Source organism: Pseudomonas urethralis (assembly GCF_021602465.1).
Lineage (GTDB): Bacteria > Pseudomonadota > Gammaproteobacteria > Pseudomonadales > Pseudomonadaceae > Aquipseudomonas > Aquipseudomonas vlassakiae.
In genome coordinates this window covers 250,228-263,242 of the sequence record NZ_BQIJ01000005.1, presented here as the reverse complement: position 1 = coordinate 263,242, position 13,015 = coordinate 250,228, and the positions used below count along the sequence as shown (strand labels likewise).

13 protein-coding genes are annotated in these 13,015 nt (G+C 64.6%); all 13 read right to left on the bottom strand.

What is annotated here, in order from left to right; translation table 11 throughout:
- Positions 1-12: 12 nt before the first annotated feature.
- The 13 genes from L6D64_RS11005 to L6D64_RS10945 all read right to left on the bottom strand — a co-directional run bounded on the left by L6D64_RS11005 (position 13) and on the right by L6D64_RS10945 (position 12,950).
- Entirely contained in the window at positions 13-627 is a 615-nt protein-coding gene (locus L6D64_RS11005; RefSeq protein WP_176508172.1) for a TetR/AcrR family transcriptional regulator, read from the bottom strand.
- A 13-nt stretch (positions 628-640) separates the two neighbouring features.
- Positions 641-2,323 (bottom strand): class II poly(R)-hydroxyalkanoic acid synthase, encoded by a 1,683-nt coding sequence (gene phaC, locus L6D64_RS11000; protein ID WP_176508173.1) that lies wholly within the window; start codon positions 2,321-2,323, stop codon positions 641-643.
- Positions 2,324-2,391: 68 nt separating this feature from the next.
- Positions 2,392-3,243: a poly(3-hydroxyalkanoate) depolymerase gene (gene phaZ / locus L6D64_RS10995; protein WP_060509739.1), complete on the bottom strand. Its 852-nt coding sequence runs from the start codon at positions 3,241-3,243 to the stop codon at positions 2,392-2,394.
- Between the two features lie 63 nt (positions 3,244-3,306).
- The gene (gene phaC / locus L6D64_RS10990) at positions 3,307-4,986 is read right to left on the bottom strand and encodes a class II poly(R)-hydroxyalkanoic acid synthase (protein WP_176508174.1); all 1,680 of its coding nucleotides are present in this window, start codon (positions 4,984-4,986) and stop codon (positions 3,307-3,309) included.
- Between the two features lie 353 nt (positions 4,987-5,339).
- Positions 5,340-5,717, bottom strand: a complete 378-nt coding sequence (locus L6D64_RS10985) for a gamma-butyrobetaine hydroxylase family protein (protein WP_054884300.1) — start codon at positions 5,715-5,717, stop codon at positions 5,340-5,342.
- An 86-nt stretch (positions 5,718-5,803) separates the two neighbouring features.
- Positions 5,804-7,147 (bottom strand): ATP-dependent protease ATPase subunit HslU, encoded by a 1,344-nt coding sequence (hslU, locus tag L6D64_RS10980; RefSeq protein ID WP_176508175.1) that lies wholly within the window; start codon positions 7,145-7,147, stop codon positions 5,804-5,806.
- Between the two features lie 74 nt (positions 7,148-7,221).
- Complete coding sequence (gene hslV / locus L6D64_RS10975; protein WP_054884302.1) at positions 7,222-7,752, bottom strand: ATP-dependent protease subunit HslV; 531 nt, start codon at positions 7,750-7,752, stop codon at positions 7,222-7,224.
- 259 nt (positions 7,753-8,011) lie between these two features.
- The gene (locus L6D64_RS10970; RefSeq protein ID WP_176508176.1) at positions 8,012-9,283 is read right to left on the bottom strand and encodes a dihydroorotase; all 1,272 of its coding nucleotides are present in this window, start codon (positions 9,281-9,283) and stop codon (positions 8,012-8,014) included.
- A complete protein-coding gene (locus L6D64_RS10965) occupies positions 9,280-10,284 on the bottom strand; it encodes an aspartate carbamoyltransferase catalytic subunit (RefSeq protein ID WP_054884304.1) in 1,005 nt (334 codons plus the stop codon). The genes L6D64_RS10970 and L6D64_RS10965 overlap by 4 nt, the downstream gene beginning before the upstream one ends.
- Positions 10,285-10,297: 13 nt before the next feature.
- On the bottom strand, positions 10,298-10,816 hold the full coding sequence (pyrR, locus tag L6D64_RS10960) for a bifunctional pyr operon transcriptional regulator/uracil phosphoribosyltransferase PyrR (RefSeq protein ID WP_176508177.1): 519 nt from the start codon (positions 10,814-10,816) through the stop codon (positions 10,298-10,300).
- Positions 10,817-10,876: 60 nt separating this feature from the next.
- Entirely contained in the window at positions 10,877-11,302 is a 426-nt protein-coding gene (gene ruvX / locus L6D64_RS10955) for a Holliday junction resolvase RuvX (RefSeq protein ID WP_176508178.1), read from the bottom strand.
- Positions 11,302-11,871, bottom strand: coding sequence for a YqgE/AlgH family protein (locus L6D64_RS10950; RefSeq protein WP_054884307.1), 570 nt, complete (start codon positions 11,869-11,871; stop codon positions 11,302-11,304). The genes ruvX and L6D64_RS10950 overlap by 1 nt, the downstream gene beginning before the upstream one ends.
- A 173-nt stretch (positions 11,872-12,044) precedes the next feature.
- Positions 12,045-12,950, bottom strand: coding sequence for an energy transducer TonB (locus tag L6D64_RS10945; RefSeq protein WP_176508179.1), 906 nt, complete (start codon positions 12,948-12,950; stop codon positions 12,045-12,047).
- Between the last annotated feature and the right edge of the window lie 65 nt (positions 12,951-13,015).

Below are 13,015 nucleotides of genomic sequence, written 5' to 3'. Positions count from 1 at the left end.
CTTCGGGCAGCTCTACCCCTCCAGATAGCGTACCGCTAGTTGTTCTGCGGATTCCCGTGCCTGCTTTTGAAGATGCGGTGCTACCAGCATCATCACCTGATACACCACGATCCCCGCATCGCCCTCGCGCCCCAGCACCCGCTGGTAATCCAGCGAGAACATCAAGGTCAGGGTGATCTGCTCCACCAGTTGGCCCAATGCCTGCGTCTCACTGACCACTTGCCCCTGACCCTTCAGGCTGGCCAGCAGTGCCGCCAAGGTGCGTTTGAGTGCGTTGATCAGGCTGCGCATGCCCCTTGCCAGCTTCGGCAGGCGCCCGGTCAGGTTGGACAGGTCCTGGAACAGGAACCGGTACTGGGCCATGCGCTCGACGATCAGGTGCAGGAACAACCAATAATCCTCGGCCTCCAGACGCACCTCCAGCGGTGGGTCGAGCAGCGGCATCAAGGCTTCCTCGAAGCGGTCGAACAGCCCGTGAATCAATGGCTCCTTACCGTGGAAGTGGTAATACAGGTTGCCCGGGCTGATGCCCAGCTCGTTGGCGATCTCCAGGGTCGAGACATTGGGTTCGCCCTGCGCGTTGAACAGCTGCAGGGCGCATTCGAGGATACGGTCTCGGGTCTTCATCCAGTCAGCGTGCTCATCGGGTCAGGACATAGGTGCCTGGCGCAGGGCCCAGCGGTGGATACGTGGCGTTGCCCAGTTCAGTGCGTGGCGCCTTGAGCGGGCCGGAGCGCGGCGTGATCCACTCCAGCCACAACGGCCACCAGCTGCCGTCGCGGCGCTGCGCGTCGTGGAACCAGGCGCGTGGGTCGCTCGATAGCCTGGGGTTTTCCAGGTAGTACGCCTTGGGGTTGCCGGGTGGGTTGATGATGCTCTGGATGTGCCCGCTGTTGGCCAGCACGAACTGCCGGTCGCCACCGAGCAGCAAGGCCGAGCGGTACACTGCGTCCCATGGCGTGATGTGATCGTTGCTACCCGCCACGGTGAAGCTGTCAAGGTCGACCTGCTTCAGGTCGATGGGGGTGCCGCACACCTCCAGGCCAGCGGCGTGGGTCAGCGGGTTGACCTTGAAGAAGTCCAGCAGGTCACCGTGCAGCGCGGCCGGCAGGCGCGTGCTGTCGGCGTTCCAGTAGAGGATGTCGAAGGCCGGCGGCGTCTTGCCGAGCAGGTAGTTGTTGACCCAGTAGTTCCAGATCAGGTCGTTGGGCCGCATCCAGGCGAAGATCCGCGCCACCTCGCCGCCATCCAGCACACCGCGCTGGTACGAGCGACGCTTGGCCGCCTCGATGGTCTGTTCGTCGGCGAACAGGCTGGCCGGGCTGTCGAACTTGCTGTCGAGCAGGCTGACCAGGTAGGTGGCACTGCGTACCCGGCGCAGCTGGTGCTTGGCCTGCAGGTGGCCCTGCAGCGCCGCCATGGTCAAACCGCCGGCGCAGGCGCCCACCAAGTTCAGGTCGCGGCTGCCGCTGATGCTGCGGCAGGCGTTCAGCGCCTCTTCCAGCGCCTGTACATAACTCGACAGGCCCCACTCGCGGTGACGAGGGTCAGGGTTGCGCCAGCTGACCATGAACACCTGCAGGCCGTTCTTGAGCATGTACTGGACGAAGCTGTTGGTCGGCTGCAGGTCGAAGATGTAGTACTTGTTGATTTGTGGCGGCACCACCAGCACGGGCCGGGCATGCTGCTTTTCACTCATCGGCCTGTACTGGATCAGCTCCAGCTGGTCGTTGCGAAACACCACGGCGCCGGGCGTGGTCGCCAGGTTGCCGCCCACTTCGAAGGCGCGCTCATCGACCTGACGGGGCAGCCCGTCGTTGTGGCGAAGGTCGTCGAGCAAGTGGGCGACACCGCGCACCAGGCTCTGCCCACCGGTGTTGAACAGTTCCTTGACCGCCAACGGGTTGAGCAGCGAGTTGCTCGGTGCCAGCGCATCGTTGATCAGGTTGAACAGAAAGTGCGCACGGGCCCGGTCATCGTCGTCCAGGTGGCTTTCCTCGATCCACAGGCGGGTCTGTTTCTGCCACGCCAGATAGGCCTGCAGACCGCGTCGGTAGAACGGGTTCTGGCTCCAGGTCGGATCGTTGAAGCGTGCATCACGCGCGCTCGGCTGATAGGGCGTGTCGCCGAGCATCACCCGGCCCAGCTGCCCGCCCAGGGCCAGCAGGTGGCGGGCGGTATGCAACGGGTTGCGCAGGCCATGACGGCCAACACTGCGCAAGGTGGAAACCAGGTCGCGACCCCGCAAGCCGAGGATGGCGTTCTGTACGTTCATGCTGGTGGCGGGAAGCGTTGACGTTCCTTTGGCCGGTTTTTCTTTCATGGCAACAACTCCCTTGTCAGGCCACGGTCGTACTCATCAGTCGTGCTCGTGCAACAGCAAGCAACAATTCAGCCACCAGAGGCCGGACTGGGGTGCATGACCGCGCGCTGACGCTCTTGCTGGAGAAACTTCATGATGATGGGTGCGACAGCCTCGGCCCGGGTGATCAGGAACAGATGACCGTCGTCGATAATGTGTAGCTGGGCATTGGGAATTCGCCAGGCCAGCAGGCGCATGTTGATCAGCGGGATCAATGGATCGTCATCGCCCGCCAGCACCAGGGTCGGTTGCTGGATCTTGTGCAGCCAGTGAATGCTGGTCCAGCCAAGGCCGGCGAACAGTTGCCAGTAGTACCCCAGCTTGCCGCCCGAGCGCACCTTGGCCGCATGGTGCATGGCCAGGTCGGGATCACGGCGAAAACCGCCACCGTAGATCAGCGGCGCGATGCGGATGACATGCGATGGCTGCACGTAGCGCCTGGGGCTGGCCATCATCCACAGCACCTTGGGCTTGCCCGGCACCATTACCGCACCGGCGGCGGTGGCTGCCAGTACCAGCTTCTTGCAGCGCTCGGGGTAGTCGTGGGCGAATTGCTGGGCCAGCGCGCCTCCCCAGGACACGCCGATGACATTCACCTGGCCGTAGTCCAGGTAATCAAGCATGCGTGCGGTCAGCTTGGCCAGGCCGGGAAAGCGGTACGGGTGGCGAGGAGTGGATGAGCCCCCCACGCCGGGCACGTCGAAGGCTATGACTTCCAGGTCTGGGTCGAGTGCCTCGATGAACGGGAACACCAGCTCCAGGTTGGCGCCGATGCCGTTGAAGATCAGCAGCGGCGTCAGGTGCGGCTTGCCCGGGCGCACCGCAGTACGGATGGATTGGTCGTCCAGCTCGACGGTGCGGAAGATGTAGGGTAGCGGCATGCGCGTGGCTCTATGGCTTGAAAATGCACCGTGGCACGCTCCAGGCGGCCACGGCATTGCGACTCAACGCTCGTGTACGTAGGTGCCTGGTGCCGCCTCGCCGGCGGCATAGGCACGGTTGCCCAGGCGCGTCGGGGCCTTTTTCAGGTCGCCAGCGCGCTCGCCCAGCCAGGCCTGCCAGTACAGCCACCAGGAATCGGCGTGCTTTTCGGCGTTTTCCTGCCAGGCCACCGGGTCACCCGGGCGGTCGGCGCCGGTCATGAAGCGGGCCTTGGGATTGCCAGGCGGGTTGAGGATGCTCTGGATATGCCCGCTGTTGGACAGCACGAACTCGATCTTGCCGCCGAACAGGTGCGCCGAGCGGTAGCACGATTGCCACGGCGTGATGTGGTCGGAGGTGCCGGCGACGCTGAAGATGTCGCACTGCTCGTTCTTCAGGTCGATGGGGGTGCCGCACACTTCAAGGGCATTGGGCCGGGTCAGCGGGTTGTTCTTGAACATCTCGATCAGGTCGCCATGGAAGGCGGCCGGCAAGCGCGTGGTGTCGTTGTTCCAGAACAGGATGTCGAACACTGGGGGCTCGTTGCCGAGCAGGTAGTTGTTGACCCAGTAGTTCCAGATCAGGTCGTTGGGGCGCATCCAGGCGAACACCTTGGCCATGTCGCTGCCTTCGAGTACGCCGGACTGATAGGAGTGGCGCTTGGCGGCTTCGAGCGTCTGTTCGTCGACGAACAGTGCGACCTCGGTGTCCAAGGTGGTGTCCAGCACGCTGACCAGCAGGGTCAGGGCATTGACCTTCTGTTCACCCAGCGCGGCATAGTGGCCGACCAGCGCCGTGCAGGTGATGCCGCCGGAGCAGGCCCCGAGCATGTTCAGGTCCTTGCTGCCGGTAATTGCCAGTACGGCATCGACGGCTTCCTTCAGCGCATCGATGTAAGTCGACAGGCCCCACTCGCGCTGGGCCTTGGTCGGGTTGCGCCAGCTGATGATGAAGGTCTGCTGCTGCGAGCGCAGGCAGAAGCGCGCCAGGCTCTTTTCCGGGCTCAGGTCGAAGACGTAGAACTTGTTGATCTGCGGTGGGACCACCAGCAGCGGGCGGGCATGCACCTGTTCGGTGATGGGGCTGTACTGGATCAGCTCCAGCACATCGTTGCGGTAGACCACGGCGCCTTCGCTGGTGCCGAGGTTCTTGCCGACCTCGAACGCGTCCATGTTGACCTGGCTGGGCATGCCACCGTTGTTGACCACATCCTTGGCCAGGTTGGACAGGCCGTCCAGCAGGCTCTTGCCGCCGGTTTCGAAGAAGCGTTTGATGGCCGCCGGGTTGGACAGGGTATTGGTCGGCGCCATGGCCTCGGTCAGCAGGTTGATGACGAACTGGCCGCGGGCGATGTCCTGGGGCGACAGGTCACTGTTGCCGACCCACTCCTGCAGCTCCTTGCGCCAGGCCAGGTAGGTTTGCAGGTAGCGGCGATAAAGCGGGTTCTTGCTCCAGGCCGGGTCCTGGAAGCGACGGTCGTCACCTGCCGGGGCGAGGCTGGACTTGCCCAGCAGCACGTTCTTCAGCTCCAGGCCGAAATGCGCCACATGCTTGGCACTGTGCAGCGGCTGGCGCACGGCCTGACGCAGCACGGTACGTGCAGAGCTCAGCAGGTCTTTGCGGCGGATGCCGATGACCGGGTTCAGCCCCAGGGTGTTTTCCGAGGCCTGCCGCTGCAACTCATCGTTGTTCTTGTTACTCATCTACGACGCTCCGTTGTCCTGAGACGAGTACCGGATTGCTGTGGCGCACTGCACAGCGGACAGCCCGGTACTGCTACTCGGGTGACCAGTGATAAGGAACAGCGGTGCTGCGGGCCGGATGCTTTCGGCGATGAGCTGCGGGGGGTTCTGCGTGTGAAGACAGCCTGCTTTCGCTCGCGACCTCTACATACCGGCCAGTACCTGATTGCCTTCAAGGCGATGCAGGGAACTTGCCAGCTCCATTGGTTACCCGACTTTCATGTAATGCGCAAGACAACCCGTTCAAGAGTTGTCTGTAAGGCATTCAAACAGATGAGATTAGAAAATGCGCTCTAAAGCCTGGAAGGCTTGCGCTAGAGCATGAGTTTGACCACCGATTCCGCCGGGTCGCGGGACTTGCCGGCCTTGTGCAGCTCTTCGAGGTAGTCGGCCCACAGCTGTTCCTGGCGCAGGCACAGCTGTTCGAGGTATTCCCAGGTGAACAGGCCGCTGTCGTGGCCGTCGTCGAAGGTCAATTTCAGTGCATATTGGCCGGCAGGTTCCAGGCCGATGAGGCCGACGTTGATCTTGCCGAACTGCAGGATGGGGTTGCCGTGGCCCTGGACCTCGGCGGAGGGGGAGTGCACCCGCAGGAATTCGGCTGGCAGCTGGTAGACCTCGCCAGGGGCGTAGGTGAGGCTAAGGGTCTTGGAGGCTTTGTGCAGGTTGATGGCGGTGGGCAGGCGGGCCATGGTCTGAATCTCTCGGGAGCTGATGGTGCAAGCTTCGAGTGATTCAGGCCATTGTGCAAGGGGCCGCTTCGCGACCCCGTGCGGGCTTACAGGATGTAGCGCGACAGGTCTTCGTTCTGCGCCAGCTCACCGAGGTGGCCGTTCACGTATGCAGCATCGATGACAATCGGCGCTTCGTCGTGGCTGCTGGCCAGGTCGCCGGCACTGAACGACACCTCTTCGAGCAGACGCTCGAGCAGGGTGTGCAGGCGGCGGGCACCGATGTTCTCGGTCTTCTCGTTCACCTGGTAGGCAATCTCGGCCAGGCGCTTGATGCCGTCGGCGGCGAACTCGATGTTCAGGCCTTCGGTCTTGAGCAACGCACTGTATTGCTCGGTCAGCGACGCGTGGGGCTCTTTCAGGATGCGCTCGAAGTCTTCCGGGGTCAGTGCCTTGAGCTCGACACGGATCGGCAGACGCCCCTGCAGCTCCGGTACCAGGTCGCTCGGCTTGCTCAGGTGGAACGCACCGGAAGCGATGAACAGGATGTGGTCGGTCTTGACCATGCCCAGCTTGGTGTTGACGGTGCAGCCTTCGATCAGGGGCAGCAGGTCGCGCTGCACGCCCTCACGGGAGACATCGGCACCGCCGACGTTGCCACGCTTGGCCACCTTGTCGATTTCGTCGATGAACACGATGCCGTGCTGCTCGACCGCTTCCAGGGCCTTGCCCTTGAGCTCTTCCTCGTTGACCAGGCGGCTGGCTTCTTCGTCGCGCACCATCTTCAGGGCGTCCTTGACCTTCAGCTTGCGGGTCTTGCGCTTGCCTTTGCCCATGTTGGCGAACAGGCTCTGCAGCTGGTTGGTCATCTCTTCCATGCCGGGTGGCGCGGCGATTTCCACGCCCATGTTCTCGGCCACTTCGATCTCGATTTCCTTGTCGTCCAGCTGGCCTTCGCGCAGGCGCTTGCGGAACAGCTGGCGAGTGTTGGAATCGGTGCTGGTCTGCGCGGCTTCCTCGCTGAAGCTGCTGACCCGCGCCTGCGGCAGCAGGGCGTCGAGGATGCGGTCTTCGGCGGCGTCCTCGGCACGGTGGCGCACGCGGACGATCTCTTGCTCGCGCAGCATCTTCAGCGCGGCATCGGCCAGGTCACGGATGATCGACTCGACATCGCGGCCGACATAGCCCACTTCAGTGAACTTGGTGGCCTCGACCTTGAGGAACGGTGCGTTGGCCAGCTTGGCCAGGCGGCGGGCGATTTCGGTCTTGCCGACGCCGGTAGGGCCGATCATCAGGATGTTCTTCGGGGTCACTTCGGCGCGCAGCTCGACCGGCAGCTGCATCCGCCGCCAGCGGTTGCGCAGGGCAATGGCGACAGCGCGTTTGGCGTCGTCCTGGCCGATGATGTGACGGTTGAGTTCGTGGACGATCTCGCGGGGGGTCATGGACATGATGAAAATGGTCCTCGAGCGGAGTAGGTCAGCGTGGAAAAGCCCCGCCATGAGCGGGACGCCAGAACAGCTGATTACTCGGCCAGGTCCTGCTCCTCGATGGTCAGGTTGTGGTTGGTGAACACGCAGATGTCACCGGCGATGTTCAGGGCAGTCTCGGTGATCTCCCGGGCCGACAGGTCGGTCTTGTTCAGCAGGGCGCGGGCTGCAGCCTGGGCGTAACCGCCACCGGAGCCCATGGCGATCAGGCCGTCTTCCGGCTCGACCACGTCACCGTTGCCGGTGATGATCAGCGATGCATCCTTGTTGGCCACCGCCAGCATGGCTTCCAGGCGGCTGAGGGAACGGTCGGTACGCCATTCCTTGGCCAGCTCGACGGCGGCACGCACCAGATGGCCGGAGTGTTTCTGCAACTGGGCTTCGAAGCGCTCGAACAAGGTGAAGGCGTCGGCGGTGGCACCGGCGAAACCGGCGATCACTTGACCGTTGTACAGGCGACGGACTTTCTTGGCGTTGCCTTTCATCACGGTGTTGCCGAGGGATACCTGGCCGTCGCCGCCCATGACGACTTTGCCGTTACGGCGGACAGAAACGATGGTGGTCAAGGGGAGAGTCTCCACGCAGCGGGGCAAAATTGCCTGATGCAGACTCATATGGGGGTGGGGGGAAGGATTTCAACCGCGGGGGATGAATGGTCGCCGCAGGCTGAAGCTTGAGCGCGATCAATGTGGGAGCGGCCTGGTGTCGCGAAAGGGCCGCAAAGCGGCCCCGGCAATCTATGCATGATGCAGAGATCCTGGGGCCGCTACGCAGCCCTTTCCGACCGGTCCGGCGCCCCGGCAAGGCCGCTCCCACAGGGGCTACTCAGGCCTCGTGGCAGACGTGCCCATCGACCAAGGTATAACGCACGGCCGCCGGCAGGCAGTGGCCGATGAACGGGCAGTTCTCGCCACGCGACAGCCATTGCTCACCGGCAATCGTCGACGCCTTGGCGTCGAACAGCACCAGATCGGCGGCGCCGCCGACTTTCAGCTCACCGGCCGGCAGGCGCATGGCCTTGGCCGGGCCGCTGCTCAAGCGGGCGAGCAGGGTCGGCAGGTCGAGCAGGCCGTCCTCGACCAGGGTCATGGCCAGCGGCAGCAGCAGTTCGACGCTGCTGATACCCGGCTCGGTGGCGCCGAACGGCGCCAGCTTGGCATCGCGCTCGTGGGGCTGGTGGTGGCTGGAGATCGCCTGGATCACCCCCGATTTCACCGCCGCGCGCAGGCCGTCGCGGTCGGCGGCGGTGCGCAGGGGTGGCTGCACGTGGTACAGGCTGGAGAACTCACGCAGCGACTCGTCGGTAAGGATCAGCTGGTACAGCGCCACGTCGGCGGTCACCGGCAGGCCCAACTGCTGGGCCTGTTCGATCAGCCGTGCGCCACGGGCGCTGGTGATCTGGGTGAAGTGCGCACGCACGCCGGTCTGTTCCACCAGCAGCAGGTTGCGCGCCAAGGCGACGGTCTCGGCGGTCTCCGGGATGCCGGGCAGGCCGAGGAAGCTGGCCATGGCGCCTTCGTGGGCCAGGCCACCCTGGGCCAGGTCGCGGTCCTGGGAGTGGAACACCACGGTCAGGTCGAAAGTGGCGGCGTACTCCAGGGCACGGGCCAGGGTACGGTTGTTGGGGATTTCCTTCAGGCCGTTGCCGAAGGCCACGCAACCGGTGTCGCGCAGGGCAACCAGCTCGGCCAGTTGCTCGCCCTCCAGGCCCTTGGTCAGGGCGCCGATCGGGTAGACCTTGCTGTTGGCCGCTTCGCGGGCGCGGTCGAGGATCAGTTCGGCCACAGCCGAAGTGTCCAGCACCGGCTTGGTCTGCGGTGGGCAGCACAGGCTGGTGACGCCACCGGCCACGGCGGCGCGGGTTTCACTGGCGATCGAGCCCTTGCGGCTGTAGCCCGGCTCGCGCAGCGAGACGCCGAGGTCGACCAGGCCGGGCGCGGCGATCAGGCCGCCAGCTTCGATGGTTCGGCTGGCGCTGAAGCCGGCCGGGGCGGCGCCGATTGCGGCGATGCGGCCGCCATCCAGGTGCAGGTCGGTGACCTGGTCCAGGCCGCTGACAGGGTCGATGACCCGGGCGCCAAGAATGCTGATGGTCACTGAGCGTTCTCCTGGTCGAATTGACGTTGCGCGTTCTGCCCGCTCATGGCCATGGACAGCACGGCCATGCGCACGGCGATGCCGTAGGTGACCTGGTTGAGAATCACCGAGTGTTTGCCGTCGGCCACCGCCGATTCGATCTCCACGCCGCGGTTGATCGGGCCCGGGTGCATGACGATGGCGTCGGGCTTGGCGCCGGCCAGGCGTGCGGTGGTGAGGCCGAACAGGCGGTAGAACTCGCCTTCACTGGGCAACAGGCCACCGGCCATGCGCTCGCGCTGCAGGCGCAGCATGATCACCACGTCGACGTCCTTGAGGCCTTCGGCAAGGTCGGTGTAGACCTTCACGCCATACTGCTCGATACCGACCGGGATCAGGGTTTTTGGGCCGATCACGCGGATGTCCGGGCAGCCCAGCGCCTTCAGCGCGAGCATGTCGGAACGTGCCACGCGCGAGTGCAGGATGTCACCGACGATCGCCACCGAGAGGTTCTCGAAGCTGCCCTTGTGACGGCGGATGGTCAGCATGTCGAGCATGCCCTGGGTCGGGTGCGCGTGGCGGCCGTCACCGCCGTTGATCACGGCGACGTCCGGGCACACGTGCTCGGCGATGAAATGCGCAGCGCCGGAGTCGGAGTGACGCACGACGAACATGTCGGCGGCCATGGCTTCGAGGTTGCGCAGGGTGTCGAACAGGGTCTCGCCTTTGCTGGTCGAGGAGGTCGACACGTTCAGGCTGATCACGTCGGCCGACAGGCGCTGGGCGGCCAGTTCGAAGGTGGTGCGGGTACGGGTCGAGTTTTCGAAGAACACGTTGCACACGGTCTTGCCGCGCAGCAACGGGACCTTCTTCACGGCCCGGGCGCCGACTTCGAGGAACGAGTCGGCGGTGTCGAGGATCTCGGTCAGCAGTTCGCGGGGCAAACCGTCGAGCGAGAGGAAATGGCGCAGCTGGCCCTGATCATTGAGCTGCAGCGGGCGCTTGGCGTCGATTGGCGTCATCGCGAGGGGACTCTTAAAGGGCAGAAGCGGTGGCGAGGTCCTGGCGCTCGAGGGCGAGCGGTGCGGGTCCGGTCAATTTTACCCGTTCATGGGCGGCCAGCGACAGGGTGGCGCCGAGCACGTTGGGGCGAATGGGCAGTTCGCCGGCATCCAGGTCGAGCAGGCAGACCAGGGTGACACTGGCCGGGCGGCCGTAATCGAACAATTCGTTGAGCGCGGCGCGGACGGTGCGGCCACTCATCAGCACGTCATCGATCAGCACCAGGTGCTGGCCTTCGACTTCGAATGGCAGCTCCGAGGGGCGCACCTGCGGGTGCAGGCCGTTCTGGCTGAAGTCATCGCGATAGAACGACACGTCCAGAGTGCCGAGCGGGCTGTGGTCGGCCATCGCTTCCTGCAGGGCCTGGGCAACCCAGACGCCGCCTGTGCGGATGCCGATAAAGCGCGGTTCGGTGATGTTGCGGCGGGCCAGATGGGCGCGAAGGTCGACAGCCATCTGCCGGATCAGGTCGGCGGGATTGGGTAGGCTCATTGCGTATCTCCTGGGGGCGCCGGGGGCGTTGTCATTGCCTCGACGTAAACGCGGGAAAAATCAGGTGTTGGCCTCCAGCCAGCCTTGCAGCAGCAAGGCTGCGGCGATGGCGTCGACCGGGTTGTCACGGTAGCTGCCGCGCTGGCCGCCACGGGCCAGGCGCTCGCCTTTGGCCTCGAAGGTGGTCAGGCGTTCGTCGTGGGTGTGCACCGGCACGTTGAAGCGGCCATTGAGGCGGCGGGCGAACTTTTCCGCGCGCTCGCTCATTTCGCTGGGTGTGCCGTCCATGTTCAGCGGCAGGCCGACGACGATGGCATCGGGCTTCCACTCGCTGATGAGCTTTTCCACCTGGGCCCAGTCCGGCACGCCGTTCTGCGCCTTCAAGGTGCACAGCTCGCGGGCCTGGCCGGTGATCACCTGGCCGACGGCGACGCCGATCTGTTTGCTGCCGTAGTCGAAGCCCAGCAGCAGGCGTAATTCGGCCATCAGGCGTGCCCCGCCTGGCTGGTCAGCAAGCTGAGGTTGATCCCCAGGCTGCGGGCGGCGGCGCCGAGGCGTTGTTCGCTGGCCATGGCGAAGAGGATGTCCGGGTCGAACGGGCAGTTGAGCCAGGCGTTGTCGGCCAGTTCCGCTTCCAGCTGGCCCGCTTCCCAGCCGGCATAACCCAGGGTGATCAGGCTTTGCTGTGGCCCTACGCCTTCGGCGATGGCGAACAGCACGTCCTGCGAAGTGGACAGCGACAGGCCCTGCAGTTCGACGGTGGCCTGGTAGCTGCATTCGCTGCTGTGCAGGACGAAGCCGCGGTCCGTCTGCACCGGGCCACCTTGGTAGATGGGCACGTGCAAGGTGCTGGCCGGAGGTACCTCGTTGGGGCGCAACTGCTCGAGAATGTCGGCCAGGTTCAGCTCCTGTGGTCGGTTGACCACCAGGCCCATGGCGCCATTGGCGTTGTGCTCGACGATGTACGTGAGGGTCTGGGCGAAGTTCGGATCGGCCATGTGCGGCATGGCGATCAGGAACTGATGCTTGAGGTAGCTCGGGGTGAGGGTTTTCATGGGGGATAGTGTGGCGCCAGGTGGCGAGGCTGACAAGGTGCTCGGCTTGGCTGTTTTGGGGCTGCTGCGCAGCCCTTTCGCGACACAAGGCCGCTCCCACAGGGAGCGCGCGGTTCCTGTGGGAGCGGCCTTGTGTCGCGAAAGGGCCGCAAAGCGGCCCCGGCAATTTCGGATCAGTTGCTCGACAGGCGGTCGCCGCGGGCAAAGCGCCAGGTGCGGATGATTTCCAGCCGGTCGAACTCGGCCAGGTCGCCGGTGAACGGCGCAAAGGGCGCGGCCAGGCGCACGATGCGCTGGGCCGCCTGGTCCAGCACCGGCTGCCCGGATGACTCGAGCACCAGCACCTCGTACAGCGAGCCATCGCGGTTGATCGACACCATCATCCGCAAGTTGCCGTAGATCTGTTGCCGACGTGCCTCGTCGGGGTAATTCAGGTTGCCCACCCGCTCGACCTTCTTGCGCCACTCTTCCTTGTACCAGGCGCCCTTGTCGCGCATGGTCGACGCCGCATTGAGGCGGTGAATCTTCGGCCGTTTGGCGTACATCTGCTGTTCGTTGGAAAGCTCCGCCTCAAGGCTGGCGATCTGGCTCGACAATTGCGAACTGTCGAAGTCCGGGGTGGCCGCTGGCGGCTTGGGCTGTGGCTTGCTTTCCTTGGGCTTGGGCTCGACCTTCTGCGCTTTCGGCGCCTTGGTCGCCACCGCGGATTTCTCCGGCACGGGCGGTGGCGCTACCTCCGGCTTGGCCGCAGGCGGCGGGGTGACCTTGTTGATCTTGCTGTCCTGAAACGGCGCCACTTCGGTGGTGGTCGGCACCGCTTTCTTTTCCAGCGTGCCGCTGCCCTGCTGGTTGGCCTGGGCCTGGTAGTCAGCCTTGTTCGGCGCCTTCTCGCTCTTGAAGGTGGCCAGGGTGATGTCCATGGTCTGGCGGATTTCGGCCGGTTTGACCACGGTGAAGCCCACACCAAGGATCAGCGCCAGGTGCACCAGGGCAGCCAGGAACAGGGTAAAGCCAAGCCGGTCCACCGGGCGAACGCGCGGTGGCAGCAGGTCGGAAGGGATGTCGGCAGGCAGCGTCATCAGGTATCCAGCAACCGCTAGGCGGGGCAGCAGCTCAGTCGAAAAGGACCGGCATCATACCCCAC

What these genes read in the sequence shown, in the direction of transcription:
- L6D64_RS11005 (WP_176508172.1), bottom strand. Translation starts at nt 627, where the DNA reads ATGAAGACCCGAGACCGTATCCTCGAATGCGCCCTGCAGCTGTTCAAC.
- ruvX (WP_176508178.1), bottom strand. Translation starts at nt 11,302, where the DNA reads ATGGCCGAATTACGCCTGCTGCTGGGCTTCGACTACGGCAGCAAACAG.
- L6D64_RS10945 (WP_176508179.1), bottom strand. Translation starts at nt 12,950, where the DNA reads ATGACGCTGCCTGCCGACATCCCTTCCGACCTGCTGCCACCGCGCGTT.
- phaC (WP_176508173.1), bottom strand. Translation starts at nt 2,323, where the DNA reads ATGAAAGAAAAACCGGCCAAAGGAACGTCAACGCTTCCCGCCACCAGC.
- L6D64_RS10965 (WP_054884304.1), bottom strand. Translation starts at nt 10,284, where the DNA reads ATGACGCCAATCGACGCCAAGCGCCCGCTGCAGCTCAATGATCAGGGC.
- phaC (WP_176508174.1), bottom strand. Translation starts at nt 4,986, where the DNA reads ATGAGTAACAAGAACAACGATGAGTTGCAGCGGCAGGCCTCGGAAAAC.
- L6D64_RS10985 (WP_054884300.1), bottom strand. Translation starts at nt 5,717, where the DNA reads ATGGCCCGCCTGCCCACCGCCATCAACCTGCACAAAGCCTCCAAGACC.
- hslU (WP_176508175.1), bottom strand. Translation starts at nt 7,147, where the DNA reads ATGTCCATGACCCCCCGCGAGATCGTCCACGAACTCAACCGTCACATC.
- pyrR (WP_176508177.1), bottom strand. Translation starts at nt 10,816, where the DNA reads ATGAGCCTACCCAATCCCGCCGACCTGATCCGGCAGATGGCTGTCGAC.
- L6D64_RS10950 (WP_054884307.1), bottom strand. Translation starts at nt 11,871, where the DNA reads ATGAAAACCCTCACCCCGAGCTACCTCAAGCATCAGTTCCTGATCGCC.
- phaZ (WP_060509739.1), bottom strand. Translation starts at nt 3,243, where the DNA reads ATGCCGCTACCCTACATCTTCCGCACCGTCGAGCTGGACGACCAATCC.